Source organism: Amycolatopsis echigonensis (assembly GCF_014174495.1).
GTDB lineage: Bacteria > Actinomycetota > Actinomycetes > Mycobacteriales > Pseudonocardiaceae > Amycolatopsis > Amycolatopsis echigonensis.
Window position 1 is genome coordinate 50,271 of record NZ_JACJHR010000037.1, and the last position, 24,182, is coordinate 74,452.

The following is a 24,182-nucleotide window of genomic DNA, read 5'->3' on the forward strand; positions in this document are numbered from 1 at the left end:
ATGTCAACGCCGACCGTGCGGGATCGCTATCGCGAGGACGAAATCCGGGGTTTCTACGAGGCCGGCTACTGGCACCGGGACGGATTGCCCGAACTCCTGGAAAACCGGACCCGGACCCATGGCACCAAGGTCTTCGTCTCCGACGGGACCACCAGCCGCACCTACTCCGCGGTGCGTTCGCAGAGCCTGCGGCTGGCCGGCGGACTGCGGGAACTGGGCGTCGGGCGCGGCGACCGGGTCGCCGTCCAGCTGCCCAACTGGACCGAATTCGCCGTCATCGCCGCGGCCGTCAGCAGGCTCGGCGCGGTGCTGGTCCCGATCATGCCGATCTACCGGGCGGCCGAAGTGGGCTACGTGCTCGGGCACTCCGGCGCCAAGGTCGCGATCACCTGCGACGAGTTCAAGGGCTTCGGCCACCTGGAAATGTTCTCCGCGCTGCGCAAGGAAAATCCGGCGCTCGACTCGCTGGTCGTCGCGCGCGGGCAGCACGGGTCCGCCGCCTCGCTCGACGACCTGATGGCTGGGCCGGAGCCGGATCTGGCCCCGCCGCCCTCGGCGGACGACGGGTTCCTCATCGTCTACACCTCCGGCACCACCTCGCGTCCCAAGGGCTGCTTCCACACTTTCAACACCCTGCGCGCCAGTGCTGAGGCCATCGCGAAATCCGTGCATTACACCGAGGACGATGTCCAATTCGGCCCGTCCCCGGTCACCCACAGCACCGGGCTCGTGACCAGCGTCGTGCTGCCGCTTCTCGCTGGCGCGTCCTCGCACTTCATGGAGGTGTGGGAGCCGGAGGAAGGGCTTCAGCGCATTGCCAAGCACGGCTGTACCGCCGCGGTCACCGCGACGCCGTTCCTGCAGATGCTCACCGCCGCGCACGATTCCGATCGGCACGACGCGAGCAGCCTGCGGCTGTGGGTGTGCGCGGGCTCGCCGATACCCGGGTCCATCGTGCGCCGCGCGGCCGAGAAGTTCGCCGGCTGCCGGGTGCTGAGCCTGTACGGGCGCTCGGAGAACTTCCTGACCACCATGTGCACCCTGGACGATCCGCCAGACCGGTCGGCGACCTCCGACGGCAGCGCGGTCGCCGGAGCCGCAGTGAAGATCGTCGACGAGACCGGTGCCGAAGTGCCGCGCGGCACCGAGGGCGACATCGCCTACCACGGGCCCAGCCACATGCTGGAGTACTACCGCGACCCGGAGCAGACCGCGGCCCTGTTCACGTCCGAGGGCTACTCGCGCTCCGGCGATCTCGGGTTCATGGACGAGGGCGGGTACGTGCGGGTCACCGGGCGGCTCAAGGACATCGTGATCCGCGGCGGCCTCAACATCAGTGCGCGGGAGCTGGAGGATCTGCTGCTCGAACATCCCGCCGTCGGAGCGGTGGCCGTGGTCGGCATGCCGGACGAGCGGCTCGGCGAGCGCGTCTGCGCCTACGTCGTGCCCGCGGGCGGCAGTGCTCCGACTCTGACGGACATCACCTCCTACCTCCGGGAGCGCGACGTCGCCACGCCGAAGCTCCCGGAACGGCTGGAGGTGGTCGCCGAACTGCCGATGACCGCCACCGGGAAAGTGCAGAAACACGTGCTGCGCACCGAAATCAAAACCAAACTCGCCCAGTGACCGCGGAAACGTGGCGGGCGCTGCTGGACCAGGCACCGGTGGTCGCCGGGTTTGGGAGCGCGCACCTGCACTGCCCCGGCGAAGTCAGCACCAGCGTCCGCCACGATGACGCCGGAACCGTCGTCTCCGTTCCGGTGGGCACAGCCGCGGTGCTGACCCTCACCGACCCCGCGCGCATCGCGGTCGACGACCAGGTGCTTGAACGCCTCACCGCGCTTGCTGCGCTGGCGTCCGCCGCGCTCGCCGAATCCGGCCGGCTCGCCGCCGAGACAGCCGCCGAACGACGGTTGAGCGGACTCATCGGCGCCCCGGGCGGCCTCGGCGGGCTCGTTGCCGCATGCGCGGAACTCACCGGCAAGGTGACCGCGCTCTTCGACGTCCACGACCGGCTGGTCGCCACGGAAAGCCCGCCCGGCGCGAGCCCGATCCGGCTGCGTTCCCTCGCCGAAATCGGGGAACGGAACGGCCTCGTGCCCGCGAGCCTGCACGGGCTCACCAGGCGGCATCTCGTCGTTCCGGCCGTCCATCGCGGCGAAACCTTCGGCTGGCTTGTGCTGGTCGAACATCCTTCGGTGCTCCGCCCGGCGGACCGCCTCGTCGCGGAGCGCACCGCCGTGCACGCGGGAACGGAGTTCGCGGTGCAGCGCCGGGTCGCCGCGGCGGCGTGGAACGCCCGTTCGTCGCTGGCGCGCCAGCTGATCCGGGGTTCGTCCACCATGGACGACCTGCGGGCGAGCGGCGAGTACCTCGGCGTCGACACCCAGGCCCGGCGGGTGCTCGCGTATGTCATCGGACCCGCGAACGCCGAGCGGCTCGCGAACGCCGTCGAGGAACGACTCGGCAGCGAGGTGTTGGCCACCCGGGGCTCGGAGGGCGTGCTCCTGCTGATCGAGGCGACCGAAACCGGCATGGTCGCGCGCGCGAAGGCGGCTCTGCGCGCGGTCGCCGCCGAACTGCCCGACTACGCCGGCCTCGTCGCCGGGGTGTCGCCAGTGAGCGAACCGGCCAAGTTCGGACGCGCGTACCGCGAAGCACAGGAGGCGGCGCGGTGCGTGCACCGGTTCGTCGGTCCGTCGTCGCCACGGGTGCTGGCTGCCGACGATCTCGGCCCCGCCCGGCTGTTCATCGCGAACAGTGCTGTCGCGGCCGTTCGCGAGTACCTGCACGACATTCTCGGCCCGCTGCTGACCGGCGAGGCCGCCGAAGCGGATCTGCTGTCGACCTTGCAGCAGTTCTTCGACAGCGGGCGCAGCGTACGCGTCTCAGCCGCGCGGCTGGGCGTGCACGAGAACACCGTCCGGCTGCGGCTGGCGCGAGTGCGCCACGCCACCGGGCTCGACGTCGCGGGCGGCCCGAACGATCAGCTCAGCGTGCAGACCGCCTTGCTCGTGCTGCGGCTGCAGGGACATCCGGCGCTGCCGTCATTCGACGAAGCCCGATTCGACCACGGGAGGAAAACAGCGTGAGGCTCAAGGCACTGGTCACCGGGGCGGCCCGCGAGGGCGGGATCGGGCAGGCGATCGCGACACGGCTCGCGGCCGACGACGTCGTGGTCGAGACGCTGGACCGCGAGCCCGGCTGCACCTACCAGGCCGACATCGCCGCCGACGAGCTTCCCGCGCTGGACGACATCGACGTCTACGTCGGCAACGCCGGGCTCACCACGATGTTCGGCGCAGCGCACCGCTTTTCCTTGGAACGCTGGGAAAAAGACCTGTCGGTGAACCTGACCGGCACGTTCCGGGTGCTTCAGGCCTGCCTGCGCGGGATGCGTGAGCGAGGGTTCGGCCGCGTCGTGCTGGTGTCCAGCACCGCGGGCACACAGGGCCTGCCCGGGCAGGTTTCCTACAGCACCAGCAAGGCCGGGCTGCTGGGGATGATGAAGACGGTCGCGGCGGAGAACGTCACCGCCGGGATCACGGCCAACGCCGTCCTGCCGGGGATGACCGCCAGCTCCGGGGTGCTGTCGATGCCCCCGGACATCGTCGACGCCTGGCGGGAAAGCATGCCGGGAGGCCTGGTGCGGCCCGAGGACATCGCCGAAGCAGTCGCCTTCTTCGCCTCCCCCGCCGCCTCGCGGGTCACCGGCCAGGTGCTCACCGTGGACGGCGGCGACAGCCTCAACACCCGGTCGGTCACGTCGCCGAAAGCGCGGAGCTGACCGTGCGGGGCTTTCTCGTCACCGAACTGACCGGCCCGTCCGGCGGCTCCGTCGCCGAGGTGCCCGAGCCGGAAGGCGCGCACCCCTGGGCGGACGGGCGGCTGCTGATCGAGGTGCACGCGGCCGGAGTGTCGTTTCCGGACCTGCTGCAGACCCGAGGCCGGTACCAGCACGCCGCGCCGCCGCCGTATGTCGCGGGCGGCGAAGTGGCCGGGGTTGTCAAGGAGGCTCCCGCGGGCTCCGACTTGCGACCGGGCGACCGGGTGGCGAGCCTGTCAGTCTGGGGCGCGCTGGCCGAGCGCGCGCTCGCGATCCCGCACTACACAGTGAAATTGCCGGACGAGTTCGACTTCACCGCAGGCGCGGCCCTGTACCTCAACTACGCGACAGCGTGGTTCTCCTTGCACCGCGTCGGTTTCCAGCGCGGCGAACATGTGCTGGTGCACGGCGCGTCCGGCGGGGTCGGCACCGCTACCCTGCAACTGGTGCGCGCGTTGGGCGGGCATCCGATCGCCGTTGTATCCACAGTGGACAAAGAAGCCGTCGCCCGGGAAGCCGGAGCCGAGGAGGTGCTGCGCCCCTGCGACGGCTGGCCGGAGAAGGTTCGGCAGCTGACCGGTGGCAGGGGCGTGCAGATCGTCGTCGACCCCGTCGGCGGCGATCGGTTCACCGATTCCCTGCGCTGCCTCGACGTCGGCGGCCGGCTGGCCGTGGTGGGCTTCGCCGCCGGGACGATCCCGACCGTCAAAGTCAACCGGCTGCTGCTGCGGGACCTGAGCGTGGTCGGCGTGGCGCTGGATCCCTACGTGGCGAGATTCCCTTCCGTGGTCCGGAATCTGGCACGCGACCTGGAAAAGCTGGCGGCGTCGGGTTCGATCCGCCCGCTCGTGGGGCATGTGCTGGAGCTGGCCGAGGCGCGCCGGGCGCTGGAGCTGCTCGACACTCGGCAGGCCACCGGCAAGGTGGTCGTGCGGATCCGCTGACCGGCACGACCACCGCGCGCATGGGCTCAGCCGCCAGCGGTACCGAGCGGTCCAGCGACACGGTTGTCCTGGCGACCGGCAAACGTGCCCGGCAACTCTCAGTACCAGGCCGCGACCTGCCTGGTGGCTGGCAAAGGGGCTCAGCGCAGCCGGAGCAGTTCGTCGACCGTGCCGTGCGCGATTTTCTCGCGTGCTTCGGGATCGAGGTCGAGCCGGTCGAACCAGTCGCGGGCCCGGCGGTTGTCGGCGAAGGGGTAGTCCACGGAGAAGATCAGCCGGTCGTCGCCGAACGCCTCGCGGGTCAGCCGGAACGGGCCGTCGTGGAAGTAGCCGCTGGTGGTGATCCAGAAATGTTCGCGAAGGTAGTCGCCGATCGGCTTGGGCAGTCCGGAAATCGCGGGCGGGAGCGTGTCTTCGATGCGAGAGAGGTGGAACGGGATGCCCTCGCCGAGGTGGCCGAGGATCAGCTTGAGGCCCGGCAGGCGGTCGAACACGCCGCCGAGGATCATCCGCAGCGCGTGCAGCGAGGCCTCGTAGTGCCAGCCGTAGCCGCCGGTGGCCAGGATCTGGTTGATCGGGTCCGAGAAGCCGGTGTAGTACGCGTCGGCGACCGGCTGTGGCGGCGGCGCTGGGTGCAGGTAGATCGGCACGTCGAGCCGGGCCGCGGTTTCCAGGATCGGGGTGAACAACGGGTCGTCGAGGAATCGGGCGCCGATCGTGCCGCTGATCATCGCGCCCACGAAGCCCAGTTCACCCACGGCACGCTCCAGCTCGGCCGCTGCTGCGTCGGGGGCAGTGACCGGCAGCGTGGCGAACGCGGCGAAGCGGTCGGGATGGTCCTCGACCATGCGGCGCAGTTGTTCGTTGGCCTTGGCAGCCAAGGGTTTTGCGGTCTCGGCGGGCAGCATCTCGGGCACGGGCATCACGGCGGAGAGCACCTGCTGGTCGATTCCGGTGGCGTCCATGTCGGCCAGCCGCTCGTCGACCGTGGCGCGCAAGCGGTTTCGCATCGCGGGCGGGAGCTGGTCCAACTGCAGGGAGCCGCTCAACTCCGGGATGACGTGGTGTTCCTCGATGGCTACGACGCGCATGACGGTCGACCTCCCTGAACTGGTGCGGATGCAGTGGGTTGGCGCGCTCAGCCGAGTTCTCGGCGGACGTAGTCGGCGAAGGTGGCGGGCTCGCGGCCGAGCAGCCAGCGCAGCACGTTCGGATTGCCGAGGATTCCGTAGCGGTCGTAGTGGTTGACCAGCCGGGTGAAGCCGTCGATGGTGTAGTCGGGCGCGCCTTCGGGAAGCACCGCGTCGACGGGGACTTCTCCCGCGCGCACCAGGGTGCCGCTGACCTCGCTCAGAATCTGCGCGATCTCGTGGCCGGTCAGGGTGTCGCTGCCGCACAGTTCGTAGGTCGCCCAGCGGTGCTCGGCCGGGGCGGACAGGATCGCGGCGACGACAGCGCCGACATCGGCCAGGTCCACAAAGGACAGCGGCTGGTCCAGGGAGTACGGCTGCCGGAACCGGCCGCTGTCCACGCAGTCGCGCACGGCCACATTCTGCATGTAGTGCATGGGCTGCAGGATCGTGAACGGCAGCCGCGAGCCGAGCAGGTGCCGCTCGACGGCGAGTTTCGACTGGTGGTTGAGCAGCGGTTCCAGTTGCGGGTGGGTTACCGACATCAGCACGACGTGCCCGACCCCGGCGCGCCGGGCGGCGTCGACGACGTTCTGGCCCATGGCGATCTCGCGAGGATGCATCGGCGGTCCGATGTGGACAACAGCCTCACATCCTTCGAGCGCGCCGGGCAGTTCGTCCGGGTATGTCAGGTCCGAGACGACGGCCTCACCGGCACCGTCCGCACGAACGGTCTCGGCACCGGCGGATGAGTGGACCAGGGCGCGCGCGGCGAATCCGGCGGAGCACAGTGCCCGCAGCACGTGCCGTCCGGTCTTGCCCGCGGCCGCGGTGATCGCGATCATGGCCTGCCTTCCGGTCGTGGGGTCAGCGTGGCGCGTAACGGTCGGCGAGTTCGGCACGGTTTCCCTCGACGACCAGGGTGCGTTCGATCTCCTGGAGACGGTCGAGTGCCGTGGCGTCGGGAAGTCCCGGCACGCACAGGGTTTCCCCGCGCTCGACGGCGACGGCGGTCGCGATGGCTACGGATTCGGCGGACATGACGCGCGGCTGGTCCTGATTGGCACCGCCGGACCATTCAGTGGCGACCCGGCCCGGGCAGACCACGGTGGCGGTGACACCGGTGCCGCTCAACTCGGCCGCCAGCGTGCGGGTGAACGCCACCGTCGCCGATTTCGCCGCGGCGTACAGGGTGCGCGGCGGCATCGGCACCGGGCCGAGCGTGTCCAGGCCCGCGCTGAACGCGAGCAGCGAAGCCATCGTGACAATGCCGCCGTCGCCTTTCTCCAGCAGCGACGGCAGCACCGCACGAGCGAGGGTGACCGGCGCGGTGGCGTTGAGCCGCCACAACCGGTCGACGTCGGCCGGGGCGACCTCCGGCAGCGGCGCGTACCCGCCCACGCCCGCGTTGGAGACCAGCAACCGCAGGTCCCCGCGCGCGGCGCGCTCGGCGGCCGCCTCCAGGCCGTCGGCGGTGGCCAGATCGGCAACGAAGACCTCGGCCGCGGCGCCTTGGTCCGCGGCCCGCGCGGCGACCTGCTCCAGGCGGTCGCGCCGCCGGGCGAGCAGGACCAGGTCGTAGCCGCGGCCGGCGAGAACATCGGCCAGCGCGGCGCCGATACCGCTGCTGGCCCCGGTAATCAGGGCGACAGGACGAGTGGACATGCCTCCACAGTATCAAGCACTTGATACTTGGCAAGCGCTAGATGTGATTCAAGTTCCGTATACTCCCTGTCATGAGCAGCAGCCCGGAAACCGACACCGCACCTTCGAGCGAGGACGTCTTCGCGCGGGTCGCCTGGGCGCTGCGCCGCGCCGACCTGACCCTGCAGACCGCGAAAGAACGCCCGCTGCGCGAGGTCGGCGTGCCCGGCTCGCACTACTCGGTGCTCATCAGCCTGCACACCAACCCGGGCGTGACCGGCGCGGAACTGGCCCGCCTGCTGAGCGTCACCCCGCAAGCGGTCGCCCTGCTGATCGGCAAGCTGACCGACCGCGGCCTGGTCGAGCGCCGGACGCACCCCCGCCACCGCGCTGTCCAGGAACTTCACCTGACCGACGCGGGCCGCGCCGAACTCGCGAAAGCCGAGCACATCGTCAGCGACCTCGAGCAGCACATCCGGGAATCGCTGGGCCTCAAGCGCTACCGCCAACTGCGGGAACTGCTGGGGCAGGTCATCGACGAACTGCCGAACTGGGAACCACCGCGGACGTGCTGACCTCTCGGCCGTCCCGACGACACCGGGCGAAGGCGGCGCGCAAGCCCGCCAGGGTCTCGAAGCGGCCGCGAACGGAGGTTTCACCACGGTATGGCGACCGCCGACCTGCCGGGCTCCAGCGCTGGCGAAACCAAGCACTCCCCCGCCCCAGCCAGTCTTCGCCTGCGGCTGCCCGGACGATCTCGCCGATCGCACTCGTCGGCGACCTCCGGCGCACAGCCACCAGGGCCAGGCATCTCGAACCTGGAGAGCTTCTTCCGCGGACGCAAGCTCCGCAATCCCTCTCTCACCGCCGGAACGGCACCGCCGCACGGGGTTGTTGAGGATGTAGCGAGGGAACGAGGAGCATCGAGCATCGCAGCGACGTCTGCGCGGGCATGACGGGCTGGTTCCGGATCGCCCATAATGCCGGCGGTCGCGAGAACTCCCTCGGCGAGCAGGAAAACTTGTTCAGCCACCGGCACCCCAGCGGCGTGGGCCCACACCGCAATCTGATCGTGGAATGCCTGCTTGTGTGACCGGACTTCGGCCAGCACCGCCTCCGACGATGGACGGAGTTCGCCGTGGGCGTTGCCCCAGGCACAGCCTCGGAAACCAGGGTTTGCGAACCACTGGCCAAGCCAGTCGAAGACCGCGAGTACGCGCGCGTCGGGATCCAGGCCCGGTTCCACGCGGGCGACCAGGTTTGCTCTCCATCGCTGGCCGCGATGCTTGAGCACCGCGACCACGAGCGCATCCGTCGCCGGGAGGAATCGGCAGGTCCGCTTCAGCGGCTTCCCTGGCATGAGCCCATCCGAGTTCATCCGCCGGTTCTTCGTTGATGCGCAAGGCATTCAGCCTGGTGAACTCCTCACGCGCATTGAGCGGACCTACGTCAACGGTGCGCCAGAACAGTTGGCCCTGAACGGCTCCACGGATACGTGACCCGCGAGCGATCAACAAGGAGTCGAGTACCGATGAACCGCAATCCCGAAGCGGGCGACGGCCGCTGCTACGGCAAGGAAAACGGCCAGCGGTCAAGCGGACGTCTCGCGAACGGGGTCACCGCCCCCCACGCTCTTGGCCACTGGAATGTCGCGCCGGAGCAGCATCACCGCGCCGCCACCGACTGCCACCACCACGGAGACGGCCACCGTCGCCGATCGGGCGCTGCCGGTCAGCTGCGTGCCGAGCCCGATGATGTAGGGACCCAGGAAGGATCCGATCGAGGCGATCGCGTTGATCAGGCCGAACGCGACCGCGGCCCCGGCGGTCCCATCGATCCGCGGGCTGGCGATCACCCAGAGCAGAGGACCGGCGGCGGAGAACGCAGCGGTCGCGATGCTTATCCCGACGATCATCACCGTAGTCTGCCCCGAGCCAAGCACGCTCACGAGCAACCCGACGACAGCGACGAACATCCCGACGGCGAAAAGAGCACGATGACGCTGCGTGCGGTCCGCGCTTCTCGCCACGAGCAGCGTCGCGACGATCGCCACGCACCAGGGGATTGCCGAGAGGAGACCTACCGTCACGGTGTCGTCGATCCCGGTGCCCTTGACGAGGGTCGGCAGCCAGAAGATAACGCCATACACGCCGAGATAGTTCGCGCCGAGCAGGAGCGCAACAGCCCAGGCACGCCGGTTCTTCAGACCCGACGCCAGGCGCACGCGGAAGGAGACCGCAGAGTCGAGCTGTGCGCGCGTCGGGGAGACCATCGCGGACTGGAGTTCACGACGCTCCTCATCGGTCAGCCACTTCGCCGACGCGGGTGTGTCGCGCATGATCACGGCAAACAGAACTCCCGCCACGATCGCGGGGACCCCCTCGATGATGAAGAGCCACCGCCACCCTTGAAGGCCGGCCGCAAGGTGAGTCGCCTGCAAGATCCAGCCGGAGAGCGGACCCACCACGATGTTGCCCACCGGCCCGGCGATGGTCAGCACCGCCAGCGCGCTAGCGAGTCGCACGCGGGGAAACCACCTGGTGAGGAAGTACACGACTCCGGGATAGAACCCTGCCTCGGCGGCGCCGAGCAGAACGCGCGCGACGAAGAATTGGCCGGTGTTCTGAACGAAGGCGCTCAGGATTACGACGAGCCCCCACGTGATCATGATCCGGGCGATCCACGCTCGGGCGCCGAAACGCTGCAGCAGCAAGTTGCTGGGAACCTCGAGCAGGCAGTATGCGGCGAAGAAGATGCCCGCACCAAGGCCGTAGCTCGCGGCCGTCAGGCCGATGTCCGCGCGCATCGTCAGGCTGGCGTAGCCGACGTTCACACGGTCCATGATCGCCACTGCGTAGCAAATCGCGACAAGAGGCAGGATGCGCCAAGCAAGCTTGCTATACAACCTGCGCGAAATGTCCGCACTCGCGCGCTCTGCAACCGGACCCACAGTGGTCTCCCTCTGATCATGGATTCGATCACCATACAACCGTTTGGTTGCTAGTCAACTACCGCCTGCGGTTTCGTACGTCGTGAGTCAAGTTTCGTTGAATCAGGCGATCGTTGACGGCCCGGAACTCCCGGCGAGTCCCGAAGGAGGCCAGAGGACCGACCGGCACCCCGAACACCGCCAGGACGCTGACCGGCAACACCATCACCCGACCCAGCACCTGGTCCGCATCACCGTGGGTCAGACCGCAAAACGTTGTCTGCCGCGCCGAAACCGCCGGGACCCCAGGGCGGAGCGCTCCAGGCGCCTCGTCGGCGACCGCGGTTGACCATGACCGTCGCGGCGGCCAGCGGCGTGAGCAGGCCGAGCATGAGCAGCAGGCCACCGGCGAGCTCGCTGGTGCCGCCGAGGAGCGCGAAGAACTGAGCTCGCCACGTCGGCACACGTGATCAATCAACCGCCTGGTCAATCTCATTGAGAAGAACATTGCCGCCGGTCGGAAGCGAAGCCTGCCGCGCTCTGCAACGATCGACGAACGCGCCGTATAACGACGAGACGATGGCAACCTCACGCCTCTTGCCGATTGGCTCGGTCGATGCCATCATCTTCTGGAACCAAACGGTTGTTTGAGTAGTTTGGCGGGGGGTGGGACGAGCACAAGGAAGGGCAGCCGTGGAGAAGGCCAGGATCACCGACAACTCGATCGGCGTCGACATCGGCGGCACGCATACCGACCTCATCGTGGCGACGGCGGACGGTCTGACGAGGAGCAAGGCGTTCACCACGCATGACGACTACAGCCGGGGCATCTTCGACGCCTTGGACGTCGCCGCGCAGTCGCTCGCGGTTTCGACGGAGGAGCTCGTCCGCTCCTGTTCCACGTTCATCAACAGCTCGACCATCGTCACCAACGCCGTAACGGAGCTGCGAGGCGCGAAGGTCGGCGTCCTGATCACCCGCGGTTTCAAGGACACATTCCGGATCGCGCGCGGCGCCCGGAAGGCCGACTATGACGACCACAAGCAGACAACGCCGCCCGAAGTGGTGGCCCGCGACTGCATCGAGGAGGTCACCGAGCGGTCGCTCGTCGACGGAACCTCGCCTGTCGCGCTCGACGAGGACGATGTCCGGTCAGCCGTCAAACGGCTGAAGGCGCGCGGCGTAGAGGCGTACGCCGTCTGCTACCTCTGGTCATTCGGTGCGCCTGCGCACGAACAGCGAACCCGCGAGCTCATTCTCGAGGAAGACCCCGACGCGGTCGTCATGCTCTCCTCCGAGGTCCATCCGGTCATCCGCGAGACAGAGCGCTTCTTCACCGCCGTCTTCAACTGTCTGTCGCACCGAGGCGCCACTCGGTTCGTGGACCAGATCTCCATGGAGCTCCGGAAGCGAGGGTTCACCGGCACGCCCTCGTTCTTCCAGGGAATCGGAGGCTCGATCAGCGGTGACGCGGTCGAGTCGAGGCCGATGTCGATGCTCGCGTCCGGCCCCGCCGGCGGCGTCATGGGAGCTGCGGCCCTGGCCGCGCGGATCGGGCTGACCGACGTGCTCGTAGGAGACATGGGCGGGACCAGCTTCGACACCGCCCTGTTGCACGGTCTCGAACCGACGATCGCCAAGCGGGTCTCCATCGGGCAGATGCAGACGGGCACCGACATCATCGACGTGGTCTCCGTCGGCTCGGGCGGCGGCAGTCTTGCCTGGATCGACGCGCGGGGCGTGCCGCAAGTGGGTCCGGAAAGCGCCGGGTCGACGCCCGGCCCGGTTTGCTACGGCCGCGGCGGCACCGAACCGACCGTGACGGACGCGACGATGACTCTGGGACTGATCGACCCAGACAACTACCTTGCCGGCCGGCACCAGCTCGACCGCGGAGCGGCCGTGAACGCGATCCGAGAGAAGATCGCCGAGCCGCTCGGCTGGACCCCGGAGCAAGCGGCCGCGGGAATCTACGACCTTGCCGTCGTCAACATGTCCAACGCCCTGCGCACGGTGAGCATCGAGCGCGGCCACGATCCAAGAGCGTTCAGCTTCTTCGCGTACGGAGGCGGCTTGGGCCTCTTCGCGGTCGAGGTGGGACGACGACTCGGCTGCGCCGAGACCGTCATTCCTGACAACTGCTCGGCCTTCTCCGCGCAGGGAGTCCTTATGGCGGACTATGTCCGCCAGTACAACCGCACGATCAACTGGGTCATGGCCGACGGGACGCAGGTAGACCGGGTCAACGCAGTCCTCGCTGAGATGCGGACCGCCGCCGTTGCGGATGCCTCGCAAGACGGCATCCACGAGGCCGATCTCTCGTTCTCAGTGACCGGGGAAGGATGCTTCGCCGGTCAGGTGTGGGAAATCAGTGTCCCGCTTCCTGACCGTGATCTGACCGCCGAGGACGGCCGTCAGCTGTCCGCCGACTTCCCGTCCATCTACGAGCGTGCGTACGGCGAGGGGACGGCCTGGGTCGACGCGCCGGCAACTCTGGTCAACATCGGCGTCAAGGCGTCGTTCCGCCGGCCGAAGCCGCAAACCCGCGAAGCAGAGCCGCTTTCGGATGCTGCCGCGCCAGAAGCGATCAGCCATCGAGAGGTCTTCCTGCCTTCCGAGCGCCGGCTTCAGTCGATCCCGGTCTACTCCGAGGCCGGGTTCGTGCCGGGTGCCGCCGTGCCGGGCCCGTGCATCATCGACGTCGGTGACACCACCGTCTACATCCCGACTGGTGCGACCTGTCAACGCGACCGGTACTTCAACTTCCGAATCCCCAGTTGAGAGGGAGGTGTCCGGCGATGGCCGCACCCTCAGCAAACGGGCTCGACATCATCGACGTCGAGGTCCACGGCAAGTCGATCCGAAACATCGCGAACGAGATGGCCATCACCCTGATGCGCACCTCTGGGTCGCCGGTAGTGACCGAGGCTCTCGATTTCAGCACGTGCATCCTGGATCGCGAGGTCGAGCAGCTGGCCTTCGCCGGCTTCGTGACCTTCCACATCTCGACGGCGATCGGCGGGGTCAAGGCCGTACTGGCCAAGCACGATCTGGCCGATCTTCGACCCGGTGACGGGTTTCTTTGCAACGACCCGCATACCTCGGGCGCCATCCACCAAGGCGATTTGGGCGTCGTCATGCCGTTCTTCCACAACGGCGAGGTCGTCGCCTTCGGCTATGTCAACGAACATGTCCTGGATGCGGGAGGTTCCGCGGTCTCCGGGTTCGCGCCGGCGGCGCACGACAACACGTCCGAGGCGCTGAACTTCAACGCTGTCCGCGTGATCCGGGACTACAAGATCGAACCCGAATGGGAAGCCTTCATCGGCAACAACGTCCGGCTGCAGCGGATCGTCCTCAACGACATCCGCAGCATGATCGCGGCGAACAGTGCCGGTGAGCGGCGGCTCAGGACGGTTATCGACGACATCGGGTACGACCGCTTCACGGAGCTGAACGAGGCGTCGAAGGACCTGTCCGAGAAGGCCATGCGCGACGTCATCCGGAAGCTTCCCGACGGCACCTTCGACAGCGAGGACTGGGTCGAGTACGACGGCCGCGGACCCCAGGAGTTCCACAACGTGCGTTGCCGGCTGGTCGTCGACGGGGAAACGATGACCATCCAGTACCGCGGCGACGCCCAGACCGACTCGTTCATCAACGGCGCGTGGCCGGCGATGGTGGGGCAGTCCTGGTCGACGCTCCTGTCGCAGCTCGCGTACGACATCCCGGTCAACGCCGGGCTGTGGCGGCCGATCACGTTCGACCTCGGCCCCGCCGGGACGATCGTCAACTCGCTGCCGCCTGCTCCGGTTACGCAGTCGCACATGGAGACCGGGATGCGGGCCAACAAGATCCTCATCGATGTTCTCTCGCAGGCGTGCTCGTTCAGCGAGGACCCGGTGATCGCCTCCCGAGTCGCCGGCGCCCCCTGCCAGAACCTGGCGTTCTTCACCTCCTACGGCATCGACCTCCGGAGCGGGTACCCGACAGTCGCCTTCCCGGTGTCGCTCGGCCAACCCTGCGGCGGTGGCGCCCAGACCGTGACCGACGGCCTGGACACCTATGCCGCGCAATGCATGTGCGGGTGCAATACCCCGGACGTGGAGATGGAGGAATCCAGCCAGCCTGGCTACATCCTCTGGCGGCAGGTGTCCCGGGACCAGGCGGGTGCTGGAGTCCGCCGCGGCGGGATGGGCGTCAGCGGGGCCATGGCTGTCGTCCACAGCAACAAGATGACGGGCGGCGGCTACAACAGCGCGGCCTACCTCCCGCCGCGGGGCGCCGCTGGCGGTTACCCGGCAGGCGCGGGCGAATGGCAGTTGCTCAGTGACACCAACGTCTTCGAGTTGCTGGACCGCGGCGAGTGGCCGACGAGGGATCGGCTGACGGGAACCCGCGTTCCGCATCCGGCGAAGACCGGGGCGCTCATGCTCAAACGCGGTGACGTGTTCGCTGTGGTCAACGGCGGCGGAGGAGGCGTCGGCGACCCCCTGCTCCGGATTCCCGAGGAGGTCGCGAAGGACGTCCGCGACGGCTATGTGAGTGCCACGACCGCGGAGCGCCTGTACGGGGTCATTCTCGACAACCACGACAGGGCCGATGTCTCCGCCACCGAGGCGAAACGCACCGCTCTGCGGCACGAGCGGGTTGGTCACGAGACCGCACCAGTGACTTCGCCGAGTGCTGTCTTCGCGCCGGTACGGGTTGCCAGTGGGCACTGGGAGTGCGCGCTCTGCGATCACCGGTTGGCCGCACAGACGGAGAATTGGCGCGTCGCCGCGGTATCGCGAGAGACAAAGATCCACGAGGCACTGGAGCGCGTCGGCGCACAGGTCAGGCAGGCCGACACTCCCGAACCGATCGTCATGCGGGAGAACTTCTGCCCGAATTGCGGGAGTGCCCTCGCCGTGGATGTCACCTTCGCCGGGCGCCCGCCGGTAGCCGCACCTCGCCTGGGCGTCCTGGATCCGTATGTCGACTGAGCTGTCTTCTCCGGCGAGTGTCCGGCGCTGGTGTGCACAGACGAGGCGGCCGGGCTCGGGGAAGATCCTCGGTCCGGGCCGCCAGGATCACCTGGCAAGCACCTCGTCGACCCAGGACACGATGTCGCTGACGACCTCGTCGCGGTTCGTCTCGTTCAAGATCTCGTGCCGCGCACCCGGGTACACCCGCGTCGTCACGCTTTCGACTCCCGCGTCCCGGTAGCGCTGGACCAGAACGTCGAACAGCGCCAGGTTGCCGTTCACCGGGTCCTGCTCCCCCACCGCGAGGTACAACGGCAGATCAGACCGCATCCGGGCGACCTCTTCCGGGTCCGCCAGCCGCCGCGCGCCCGCGAACATCGCCTTCGTATTGACCGGGTCGATCCCGAAGCCGCACAACGGGTCCGCGACATAAGCGTCCACTTCGGACTCGTCGCGGCTGAGCCAGTCGTAATCGGTGCGCTGGGGCTGGAACGGCGCGTTGAACATCGCCAAGTCCAACGGCTGGTCCAGGTCCAGCGCCGGCTCGAGGACATCGAGCGCGGCCGTGCCGGTGAGAATCACCGCGTCGACGTCCGCCGAGTGGTCCAGCAGGTACTGCTGCGTCGCGAACGACCCCATGCTGTGGGCCAGCAGGACAAGCGGCAGCCCGGGGAACTCTTCCCGCGCCCGGCCCGTCAGCACGCCGATGTCCGACACGAGCTTCGCCCAGCCGTCCGGGCCGAGGTCGCCCGGCGCCCCGGCGATCGACGCGCCATGGCCGCGGTGGTCCTGTCCGTAGACGGCGAACCCGCGGTCGGCGAAAGCGCGGGCGACCCGCTCGTAACGCCGGACGTGCTCCCCCATTCCATGGGTCAGCTGCACAATCCCGGCGGGCGACCCGACCGGGTCCCACCGGTACGCGGTCACGGCTCCAGCCAGGGTGAACATCGCATCAGGCATCGTCGCCTCCTCAGTCGACCCACCCTGCCGCACCGCGGGTGCCTCCGCCACCCCCATCGGGGATGTTCTTCTCTCCCCTTTGGGAGAGGCTGCCGCGGAGCCACGCGACGCCTTGTGCCGTCCTAGACGACTTGACTCAGCAGCACCTCGACTTCGCGAGGCAAGACCCCGCGAGCGGCCGGCTCGAGGATCTCGAACGTGGCCGGGCACGACTGGAACACCTCCGCGAGCGCCGAGACACGCTCACCAGGCGCGAGCCGGGAAAAGGCCCGCACCGGGCCTCCCAGCCAGCGGGGAAACGCGAAACCCTCGGTCAGAGCCACGTCGATGTCCCGGGCATTCCTGGCGGTCCCGTCCTCGACCAATCGCGCCGCGGCCGCGACCATCGTCCCCAGCACCCTGCGCCAGATCTCCGCGTCGTCCACTTCGCGCGCCGTGATCCGCTTTTCCGCGCGGTTGCGTTCGATCAGCCGCGCCACAAACGGGTCCGGTTCGCCGCGCCGCGCGCCCTCCGGATAGCGGTACCAGCCGGATCCCGTCTTGCGGCCGAACCGGCCGTCCTCGCACAACCAGTCGGCGATCGGCACGTAGCGACGGCGCGGATCGCGGCTTGCAGCCAGCCGTTTGCGGCGCGCCCAAGCAATGTCCAATCCGGACAAGTCGGCGACCGCGAACGGGCCGATGGCCATACCGCACGCTACGAGCGCCTCGTCCACCTGCTGCGGTGAGGCTCCCTCCTCGACGAGGAATTCCGCCTGCGTCCGGTAGTCGGCGTAGACGCGGTTGGCCACGAAGCCGTCGCCGATCCCGGCGGGAATCCCGGTCTTGCCCAGCTTCCGCACCACAGTGCCGAGGGTGCTGAAGGTCTCGTCGTCGGTCGCGGCCGTCCGAATCACTTCGACCAGCGGATTGCGATCGGGCGGGTTGAAGAAGTGCAGTCCGGCGAACCGTTCCCGCCGCTCCAGCACCTTCGCCATTTCGTCGAGGTCGAGGTAGGAGGTGTTGCTGACGATCACGGTTTCGTCGTGCAGCACCGGCTCCAGCTCGCGCAGCAGGGTCTGCTTGACTCCCATGTCTTCGAAAACCGCGTCCACCACCAGGTCGGCGTCGGCGAGGTCGGACAACGACACCGCGGTTTCGACCGGTGGCTCCAGCCGATCGAGCGCCGCCTCGTTCGTGTCCACCACGCGCACCGGGAACCCGGCTGACGCGAAGGCCTCCGCCAAGGCTGCACCCATCGTCCCGGCGCCGACGATGCCGACGCGCCGCAGATCTCGGGGTTTCGCCTTGCTGCGCAACGCCTTCGCCGCGTCTTGCCGAGCGAAGAACAGGTATCGCAGACTCGCCGATTCCTCGGTCGCGCGCAGCTCGTCGAACAGCATGCGCTCCTCGGCCAGAGCGGTGTCACCATCCAGCTGGGCACCGCGGACGGCCATCTCCGCGGCACGGCGGACGTTGGGCCGGGCGCGGCGCGGCATCCGGGCGAGCGCCTCGTCCACGGCGGCGCGGTCCACGCCCGGCGCGTCCGCGGTCCGGAGGACTCGTTTCCCGCGCCGCACCATTTCGGTGGCGGCTGCCAGCAGGGATTCCCCGGGCACGACAGCGTCGACCAGACCCAGCTCGAGCGCTTCTTCCGCGGACACCTGCCGTGCGGAGGTGACGAGGTCGATGGTGTTCGGCACGCCGATCAAGCGCGCGGTGCGGACGGTGCCGCCCGCGCCGGGCAGGATGCCGAAGGTCACCTCGGGGAAGCCGAAGCGGGCGGTGGAGTCTGCCACGCGTGCGTCACAGGCCAATGCGAATTCGAGGCCGCCGCCGAGTGCGAGCCCGCTGACCGCGGCGACGACCGGGACAGGCAGGTCTTCGATCAGCCGAAGGACGTCCGGCAACTGCGGAGACGCGAGCGGACGGTCGAATTCCCGCAAGTCCGACCCGGCATAGAAGTGCTTGCCAGCGCTCGTCACGACCACACCCTCCGCCTCCGCGGGGATCGCGGCGAGCGCCTCGGCGAGCGCCGCACGCTGGTCGGCGGACCCAGCGTTGACCGGAGGATGGTCGATGGTCAGCACCGCGACGGTTCCGCGCAGCTCGATATCGACGAGACTCACGAATTCCTGCCTTCTGTTGTGAATGAAGAGGTTTCGCTCGGCCGCGAAGACTCAGCTCAGGTTCTCCACCACCATCGCCATGCCCTGACCGCCGGCGACGCACATCGTCTGCAGGCCGAAGCGGCCGCCGTGCGTGCGCAGGCTGTTCAGCAACGTGCCGGAGATCCGGGTGCCGGACATGCCGAACGGGTGGCCGAGCGCGATAGCGCCGCCGTTGACGTTCACCTTCTCCAGCGGGAAACCCAGCTGCCGGTAGGTCGGCACCGCTTGCGCGGCGAACGCCTCGTTGATCTCGACCAGATCGATCTCTTCAGCGGACAAGCCCGCGGCGTGCATAGCCCGGCGGGCGGCTTCGACCGTCCCCAGCCCCATGATTTCCGGTGACAGCGCGGAACAAGCGGTGCTCACCACGCGCGCCAGCGGGCGCACGCCCAGTTCGCGGGCCCGGACGTCGCTCATCAGCAACAACGCCGCAGCGCCGTCGTTGAGGGGACAAGAATTTCCTGCCGTGACCCGGCCGTCGGGCCGGAACGCGGGTTTCAGGGCGGACAGCGCGTCCATGGTGGTGCCCGGCCGCGGGCTGTCGTCAGCGCCGACCACGGACCCGTCCGGCCGCACGACCGCCTGGATCTCGGCATCCCAGAATCCTTGCCGGGTCCGCTCGGCCGTCAGCTGCTGACTGCGCAACGCGAACTCGTCCATCTCCTGACGCGTGACTCCGCACAAGTCGGCCACGTTCTCGGCGGTCTGCCCCATCGAGACGAACACGTCCGGCAGTGCGCCCCGTTCCCGCGGATCCGACCAAGCCCCTTCGTCCGCAGCGGGGGTGAAAGCCGGGTGCCGTTCGGACTCCAGCGGATCCGGACCCGGCTGGCGCACGCGCGACACCGATTCCAGCCCCAGCGACAGGTAGACGTGCCCGTCTCCCGCGCGGATCGCTTGATCGGCCATTCGGGTCGTCTGCATGCTCGACGCGCAGTACCGGTTGACCGTGCACCCTGGAACCGCGTCGGCGCCGAGAAGCACGGCCAGCACCCGCGCGAGATTGCCCCCTTGTTCACCCGCCGCGAGGCTGCAGCCGAGCAGTACCTCGTCGAGATCCGACGGATCCACTCGGGACACTGTCTCGAACATGCCGCGAACCAGCTGCAGCAGCAGGTCGTCTGGCCGGACGTCGATCAGCGAACCCTTGTACGCACGCCCGATCGGCGTTCGCGCGGCGGCCGCCACCACCGTGTCAGGCATGCTCGCTCTCCAGACCCACGATCAGCTCGCGCGCCAGCATCATCTGCCGCAGCGGGAAGTGGAGACCCATCTCCCAGGTGAACCCGAGGCCGCCGTGGACCTGAATGGCGAGTTCGGCCAGGTCCACCGCTCGGCTCACCGCGAACAGCGCGCCGCGGAACGCCTCCGCCGGCCGCTCGGACGCCCAGATCACCGCGGTCTCGGCGAGTTCCGCCGCAATGGCGGCGTCCGCGAGGTGGTGCTTCACGGCCTGGAACGACCCGACCGGCTTGCCGAACTGTTCGCGTTCACGGGCGAAAGCCACTGAATCGGCGAGAAGCCGCTCCGCGCCCCCGGTCACCTCAGCCGCCACCACCACCGCGATTTCCTGCGCTGCCGTTCGCGGCAAGGCAGTCCGCGCGTCGATTTCGATGCCCCGGGACACGATGGCCAGTTTGTCCGGTCGGCCGGTCGGGACCTCGGTCAGCTCGCCGTCGCCGAGGACGAGGCGGATCCCGTCGACCCGGCCGAAAGGCACGTAGCCGTCGGATGTTCCTTCCAGGGGCAGCGACAACGTCACCGGGCCTTCGTGCGCGGCCGCCGCGGCGAAGTGCCGCTTGGCCATGAGGGAAGGAATGAAGGGCAAGGGGATGCAGCCGTAACCCCATGCCCGAGCGATCTCCACGAGATCCCGGAGAGACGCGCTGTCGTCGGCACCGAGCTGGTCCCAGCCGCCGGAGGCGAGCACGTCCCAGGCGATCGGCGATTCCGCTTCGGCGTAGGTCGCGACCGGCGAACCCGACGTGGCCCGGCGCACCAGGTCCCGCAACGCTTCGGCCCCGAGTTCGCCGACCTCGGACGGTTTGGTGCTCATCACGTGTGTCATCGCGGCAGTCCCAGGATGCGTTCGGACAGGATGTTGCGCTGGATCTCGTTGGTTCCGGAATAGATGCTGACCGCGCGCGCCTCCAGGTACTGGTAGCGCCAGTGCTCCCGGTGCTCGTGCGGCGCGGTGTCGAGCCCGAGGCGGGTGACGTCCTGCCACAGCTCGCTCCACATCACCTTGAGCACGCTCGCCGAACGCTGGAACGCCGCGTCCGCGTCCTCCTCGCGGTCGACGACCTTCGCCAGCTGCCACCGCAGCAGCTCGGCCCGGACGTCGAGATCGCGCAGCGCTCCGGCCAGTTCGGGCCGGTCGCCGACGGTGGCCAGCAGCAGGTCCAGATCGGAGCGGATCTCGACGTAGCGGGTCGCGGACTCGACGCCGCCCCGCTCGTCGGCGAGCACCCGCATGGCGATCTGCCAGCCCTCGCCGTCGTCCCCCACCCGGTCCTCGTCGGCGACGAAGACGTCGTCGAACCGCACCTCGGCGAAGTGCACCGCGCCGGAGATCTGCTTGATGTCGCTGATCGTGATCCCCGGCTGGGACATGTCCACGAGGAACATGCTCAGGTTGCGGTAGCGCCCCTCGTCCGGACGGGTCTGCGCGAGAACGAGGCAGCGTTGCGCGTGCTGCGCGAAAGAAGTCCAGACCTTCTGCCCGGTGAGGAGGTAGCCGCCCTCGGCCCGCCGCGCCCGGGTCTGGATGTTGGCGAGGTCGGAACCTGCGCCGGGCTCCGAGAAGCCCTGGCACCACACCTCGTCGCCGCGCATCATCGGCGGCAGGTACTTCTCGCGCTGCGCCGGGGAGCCGCTCTTGATCAGCAGCGGAGCCACCAGCGTCTTGCCGACCCGGGTGAGCCCGTCGGGCGCCTGGACCTTGCCGGCCAGCACGTGGAAGACAACCTCTTCGGCCAGGCCGAAACCGCCGCCGCCGTGCTCGCGCGGGATCGACAGCCCGGAGTACCCGCCCTCCCACAGGATGCGGTCCCACTCCCGGCGCAGCGCGTCCGACTCTTCGCCGGTGAGCTTTCCGCGGTTGTCCCGCCACTGCGCGGGCACCGCGGTCGCGAGCCAGTTCTCCGCCTCGGCCGCGAACGCCGCCAGGCTCTGCTCGCTCCGTGCCATCACGGTCGTCACTTCATCCTCCACCAAACGTTTGGTTGGCAAATGCGGCCACGAATGTGCCCGGCTTTTTCGCCCGAACTGCGCGTCCTGGCGCGCGGCCGCAAGCGGCGAAACCCGCTCACCGCACGGGTTCGGCCCCGAACCTCACCCGGCGCTGCCGAACCGCTCGTCGAACGGGGCGTTGAAGGCTGCGATGGCCCCCTTCAAACCCAGCGACTTGATCGACTCCTGCACCTGCTTGACCTCGGGAGTCTGGTGCAGCAGGGCATCTGTCTCGGCCCCGGTGCGCGCATGGGTGAGCAGGCCCTGCTGCTCGACCATCCGGTTGACCGCTTCCTTCTTGAGCCGCAGCAGCGGCGCGGGCGTCCGGGCGAGCGAATGCGCCGTGCGCCGCACATACTCGTCGAGTTCGTCGGCGGGCACCGCCTCCGCTGCCCAGCCCCACTCCGCCGCGGTCCGGCCCGAAATGCGCCGGCCCGCGTCGAACGACATCAGCTTGGCCCGCTGCGGACCGACGCGGTGCACCCACAACGGCGACAGATAGCCGCCGCCCAGCGGCAACGCGGGCGAGGTCATGATCTTCGCGTCCTCGGCCGCGATCGTGATGTCGCACAGCGACGCCAGCTGCGCCCCGCCAGCGACGCAATGGCCGTGCACCTGGGCGATCACCGGTTGCGGGTGCCGCCAGATCCGGGTGAACAGTTCGATGTTGCCGAGCAGGCGGTCGCGGTCCTGCACCGGAGTCCGCTCCGCGGCGTAACCCACTTCGGAAGAATCCGGCGCGATGTCGTAGCCAGCGCAGAACGAGCGGCCCGCGCCCCGGATGACGACCACTGCGTCATCGGCGCGAGCACTCTCGTCCAGAGCATCGCCGAGTTCGGCGAGCAGTTCGTCGGACAGCGCGTTGAGCCGGTCCGGGCGGTTCAAGGTCAGCCAGGCGACCGGCCCGTCCCGCTCCACGAGAACGGTCGGCATCAGCTTTCCTTCCGCAGCTTCAGGCTGAAGTCCGGAGTGGACACCGAGAAAGACCGGCTGTGCCCCGGATCCGCGATGAGGTCGGTGATCGCCTCGACGATGCTGTTGGCGCTGCGGCGCGGATCGGTGCGCACCGGGCCCTTGGCGATCGTCTGGTCGACCTCCTCGTCCGAGAACATGAACCGCAGCAGCAATTCCTCGTCGGAAATTCCGCGCGGGAAGCGCTTCCGGATCTCGGTCAGCGACGGATCCGGCCGTTCCCAGCTCTCCAGCTGCCGGGCCCGCGGACTGCTCAGGATGCGGTCGAGCACGCCCGGCGCGATCGGCGCGGGCAGCGGGCCGTAGTGCCCGAGCGCGTAGTGGACGACCTCGTCCGGCACCATTTCGTACGGCTTGCCGGTGACGATGTTCAGCACCGCCTGGATGCCGACGAACTGGGAGAACGGAGTGGCCATGATCGGCGAGCCCAGATCGACGCGGACCTGCGGGATCGCCTCGAGGACCTCGGGGAGGCGATGGCCCATGCCGTGGCGTTCGAGCTGGTTGATCAGCGTCCCGGTCATCCCGCCGGGGAGCTGGTGGTCGTAGATGCGCGGGTCGTACTCGGCCGGAACGCCGATCGGGTGGCCGCCCAACCGGGCGGCGCGCTCGAAAGCCTCCGCGACCGGCGCGAAGGTCGACGTGTCGAGGCCGTGCGTGTGCCCGAGGTGCTCGACGATGACGCTCATCATCTCGGTCGACGGCAGCGACGGGCCGTTCGCCAGCGGACGGGACGCGGTGTGCAGGCGGGTGAATCCGCTTTCCATGGCGACGATGTAGTTGTGCTGCGCCAGCCCGGTGGTGTTGTGTGCGTGCATCTCCAGCGGGATGTCCCCCGTCGCCGCGCGGATCGCCGGCAGCAGCGTCTTCGCGCGTTCGGGCTTCAGCACGCCCGCCGCGTCCTCGAGGTAGACCGACTCGACCCCCGGCCAGGACGCCATCTGCCCAGCCCGCTCGGCGAAGAACGCGTCGTCGTGGACGTCGGTCAAGCCATACATCACCGCCGGCACCGGCTGCCCGCCGGCCTTCGCGACGACGTCGGCCATGTGCCGCATGATGTCCATGTCGTAAAGGCAGTCGTAGAGCCAGAAACTGGTCGAGCCGTGCTTGATCAGCGTGGCGATCCACAGGTCGAGGATCGCCTGCGGCGTCGGCGCGAAGCCGACGCAGCTGATCGTGCGCAGCCCCGAGCGCAGCTCGTTCCCGCCCAGTCCGGCCACGAGGAAGTCCAGCGTGCCCCACGGGTCGTCGTGGTACTCGCGGAGCAGCACGGTGAACATGCCCGCGCCGGTGAGGTCGATCGTGCGGTACCCGCCGCGCTTGAGGTACGGCAACGCCGGAGCGGCTTCGAACGCGCGCATCCGCATGCCCCACAGGCTCTGCTGCCCGTCGCGGACGCTCTGCTCGACGAAGTCGATGTGCATCGGGT

At 68.8% G+C, this 24,182-nt stretch carries 20 protein-coding genes; 8 read left to right on the top strand and 12 right to left on the bottom strand.

The genetic code is table 11. From position 1 onward, the window contains the following. The 4 genes from H5411_RS24785 to H5411_RS24800 are packed head-to-tail and all read left to right on the top strand — an operon-like array spanning position 1 to position 4,770. Positions 1 to 1,626 carry an AMP-binding protein gene (locus H5411_RS24785; protein ID WP_183125174.1) on the top strand — a complete coding sequence of 542 codons (1,626 nt, stop codon included), beginning with the start codon at positions 1 to 3 and terminating at the stop codon, positions 1,624 to 1,626. Continuing rightward, positions 1,623 to 3,092: a PucR family transcriptional regulator gene (locus H5411_RS49015; RefSeq protein WP_183125175.1), complete on the top strand. Its 1,470-nt coding sequence runs from the start codon at positions 1,623 to 1,625 to the stop codon at positions 3,090 to 3,092. The genes H5411_RS24785 and H5411_RS49015 overlap by 4 nt, the downstream gene beginning before the upstream one ends. Next, positions 3,089 to 3,787: an SDR family oxidoreductase gene (locus tag H5411_RS24795; RefSeq protein WP_183125176.1), complete on the top strand. Its 699-nt coding sequence runs from the start codon at positions 3,089 to 3,091 to the stop codon at positions 3,785 to 3,787. Before H5411_RS49015 ends, H5411_RS24795 begins: the two co-directional genes overlap by 4 nt. Before the next feature lie 2 nt (positions 3,788 to 3,789). Continuing rightward, positions 3,790 to 4,770, top strand: a complete 981-nt coding sequence (locus H5411_RS24800; RefSeq protein WP_183125177.1) for an NADPH:quinone oxidoreductase family protein — start codon at positions 3,790 to 3,792, stop codon at positions 4,768 to 4,770. A 140-nt stretch (positions 4,771 to 4,910) separates the two neighbouring features. Here the strand turns inward: H5411_RS24800 and H5411_RS24805 are convergent, their stop codons facing one another. The 3 genes from H5411_RS24805 to H5411_RS24815 are packed head-to-tail and all read right to left on the bottom strand — an operon-like array spanning position 4,911 to position 7,565. Next, positions 4,911 to 5,861, bottom strand: coding sequence for an amidohydrolase family protein (locus H5411_RS24805; protein ID WP_183125178.1), 951 nt, complete (start codon positions 5,859 to 5,861; stop codon positions 4,911 to 4,913). Positions 5,862 to 5,908: 47 nt separating this feature from the next. After that, positions 5,909 to 6,745 carry an SDR family oxidoreductase gene (locus tag H5411_RS24810; RefSeq protein WP_183125179.1) on the bottom strand — a complete coding sequence of 279 codons (837 nt, stop codon included), beginning with the start codon at positions 6,743 to 6,745 and terminating at the stop codon, positions 5,909 to 5,911. Between the two features lie 22 nt (positions 6,746 to 6,767). Next, positions 6,768 to 7,565, bottom strand: a complete 798-nt coding sequence (locus tag H5411_RS24815; RefSeq protein ID WP_183125180.1) for an SDR family NAD(P)-dependent oxidoreductase — start codon at positions 7,563 to 7,565, stop codon at positions 6,768 to 6,770. A 71-nt stretch (positions 7,566 to 7,636) separates the two neighbouring features. Here H5411_RS24815 and H5411_RS24820 point away from each other — a divergent pair, with 71 nt between their 5' ends. After that, positions 7,637 to 8,119, top strand: a complete 483-nt coding sequence (locus H5411_RS24820) for a MarR family winged helix-turn-helix transcriptional regulator (protein ID WP_183125181.1) — start codon at positions 7,637 to 7,639, stop codon at positions 8,117 to 8,119. Between the two features lie 711 nt (positions 8,120 to 8,830). Then, positions 8,831 to 9,043, top strand: a complete 213-nt coding sequence (locus tag H5411_RS24825; protein WP_183125182.1) for a hypothetical protein — start codon at positions 8,831 to 8,833, stop codon at positions 9,041 to 9,043. Positions 9,044 to 9,135: 92 nt separating this feature from the next. Here H5411_RS24825 and H5411_RS24830 read toward each other — a convergent pair whose 3' ends face one another. Further along, a complete protein-coding gene (locus H5411_RS24830) occupies positions 9,136 to 10,494 on the bottom strand; it encodes an MFS transporter (RefSeq protein ID WP_312878602.1) in 1,359 nt (452 codons plus the stop codon). A 230-nt stretch (positions 10,495 to 10,724) separates the two neighbouring features. Then, the gene (locus H5411_RS24835) at positions 10,725 to 10,937 is read right to left on the bottom strand and encodes a DoxX family membrane protein (RefSeq protein ID WP_183125184.1); all 213 of its coding nucleotides are present in this window, start codon (positions 10,935 to 10,937) and stop codon (positions 10,725 to 10,727) included. Positions 10,938 to 11,166: 229 nt separating this feature from the next. Here H5411_RS24835 and H5411_RS24840 point away from each other — a divergent pair, with 229 nt between their 5' ends. Together H5411_RS24840 and H5411_RS24845 are read left to right on the top strand one after the other, a co-directional pair. Continuing rightward, positions 11,167 to 13,254 (top strand): hydantoinase/oxoprolinase family protein, encoded by a 2,088-nt coding sequence (locus tag H5411_RS24840; RefSeq protein WP_183125185.1) that lies wholly within the window; start codon positions 11,167 to 11,169, stop codon positions 13,252 to 13,254. Positions 13,255 to 13,271: 17 nt separating this feature from the next. Further along, the gene (locus tag H5411_RS24845; RefSeq protein WP_183125186.1) at positions 13,272 to 15,458 is read left to right on the top strand and encodes a hydantoinase B/oxoprolinase family protein; all 2,187 of its coding nucleotides are present in this window, start codon (positions 13,272 to 13,274) and stop codon (positions 15,456 to 15,458) included. Positions 15,459 to 15,545: 87 nt separating this feature from the next. Here the strand turns inward: H5411_RS24845 and H5411_RS24850 are convergent, their stop codons facing one another. The 7 genes from H5411_RS24850 to H5411_RS24880 form a co-directional block, all read right to left on the bottom strand. Beyond that, a complete protein-coding gene (locus H5411_RS24850; RefSeq protein WP_183125187.1) occupies positions 15,546 to 16,400 on the bottom strand; it encodes an alpha/beta fold hydrolase in 855 nt (284 codons plus the stop codon). Between the two features lie 122 nt (positions 16,401 to 16,522). Continuing rightward, the gene (locus H5411_RS24855; protein ID WP_183125188.1) at positions 16,523 to 18,508 is read right to left on the bottom strand and encodes a 3-hydroxyacyl-CoA dehydrogenase NAD-binding domain-containing protein; all 1,986 of its coding nucleotides are present in this window, start codon (positions 18,506 to 18,508) and stop codon (positions 16,523 to 16,525) included. A 51-nt stretch (positions 18,509 to 18,559) separates the two neighbouring features. Then, positions 18,560 to 19,753, bottom strand: coding sequence for an acetyl-CoA C-acetyltransferase (locus H5411_RS24860; protein WP_183125189.1), 1,194 nt, complete (start codon positions 19,751 to 19,753; stop codon positions 18,560 to 18,562). Continuing rightward, positions 19,746 to 20,606 carry an acyl-CoA dehydrogenase family protein gene (locus tag H5411_RS24865; protein WP_183125190.1) on the bottom strand — a complete coding sequence of 287 codons (861 nt, stop codon included), beginning with the start codon at positions 20,604 to 20,606 and terminating at the stop codon, positions 19,746 to 19,748. The genes H5411_RS24860 and H5411_RS24865 overlap by 8 nt, the downstream gene beginning before the upstream one ends. Positions 20,607 to 20,614: 8 nt before the next feature. After that, the gene (locus H5411_RS24870; protein WP_312878603.1) at positions 20,615 to 21,751 is read right to left on the bottom strand and encodes an acyl-CoA dehydrogenase family protein; all 1,137 of its coding nucleotides are present in this window, start codon (positions 21,749 to 21,751) and stop codon (positions 20,615 to 20,617) included. 132 nt (positions 21,752 to 21,883) lie between these two features. Beyond that, positions 21,884 to 22,714: an enoyl-CoA hydratase-related protein gene (locus H5411_RS24875; protein WP_246369179.1), complete on the bottom strand. Its 831-nt coding sequence runs from the start codon at positions 22,712 to 22,714 to the stop codon at positions 21,884 to 21,886. Further along, positions 22,714 to 24,177, bottom strand: a complete 1,464-nt coding sequence (locus H5411_RS24880) for a carboxyltransferase (RefSeq protein ID WP_183125191.1) — start codon at positions 24,175 to 24,177, stop codon at positions 22,714 to 22,716. Before H5411_RS24880 ends, H5411_RS24875 begins: the two co-directional genes overlap by 1 nt. Positions 24,178 to 24,182: the final 5 nt, after the last annotated feature.

Coding starts and splice junctions, on each gene's coding strand:
- H5411_RS24785 (WP_183125174.1), top strand. CDS start 1: ATGTCAACGCCGACCGTGCGGGATCGCTATCGCGAGGACGAAATCCGG.
- H5411_RS24805 (WP_183125178.1), bottom strand. CDS start 5,861: ATGCGCGTCGTAGCCATCGAGGAACACCACGTCATCCCGGAGTTGAGC.
- H5411_RS24810 (WP_183125179.1), bottom strand. CDS start 6,745: ATGATCGCGATCACCGCGGCCGCGGGCAAGACCGGACGGCACGTGCTG.
- H5411_RS24815 (WP_183125180.1), bottom strand. CDS start 7,565: ATGTCCACTCGTCCTGTCGCCCTGATTACCGGGGCCAGCAGCGGTATC.
- H5411_RS24820 (WP_183125181.1), top strand. CDS start 7,637: ATGAGCAGCAGCCCGGAAACCGACACCGCACCTTCGAGCGAGGACGTC.
- H5411_RS24845 (WP_183125186.1), top strand. CDS start 13,272: ATGGCCGCACCCTCAGCAAACGGGCTCGACATCATCGACGTCGAGGTC.
- H5411_RS24850 (WP_183125187.1), bottom strand. CDS start 16,400: ATGCCTGATGCGATGTTCACCCTGGCTGGAGCCGTGACCGCGTACCGG.
- H5411_RS24860 (WP_183125189.1), bottom strand. CDS start 19,753: ATGCCTGACACGGTGGTGGCGGCCGCCGCGCGAACGCCGATCGGGCGT.
- H5411_RS24865 (WP_183125190.1), bottom strand. CDS start 20,606: ATGAGCACCAAACCGTCCGAGGTCGGCGAACTCGGGGCCGAAGCGTTG.
- H5411_RS24875 (WP_246369179.1), bottom strand. CDS start 22,714: ATGCCGACCGTTCTCGTGGAGCGGGACGGGCCGGTCGCCTGGCTGACC.
- H5411_RS24880 (WP_183125191.1), bottom strand. CDS start 24,177: ATGCACATCGACTTCGTCGAGCAGAGCGTCCGCGACGGGCAGCAGAGC.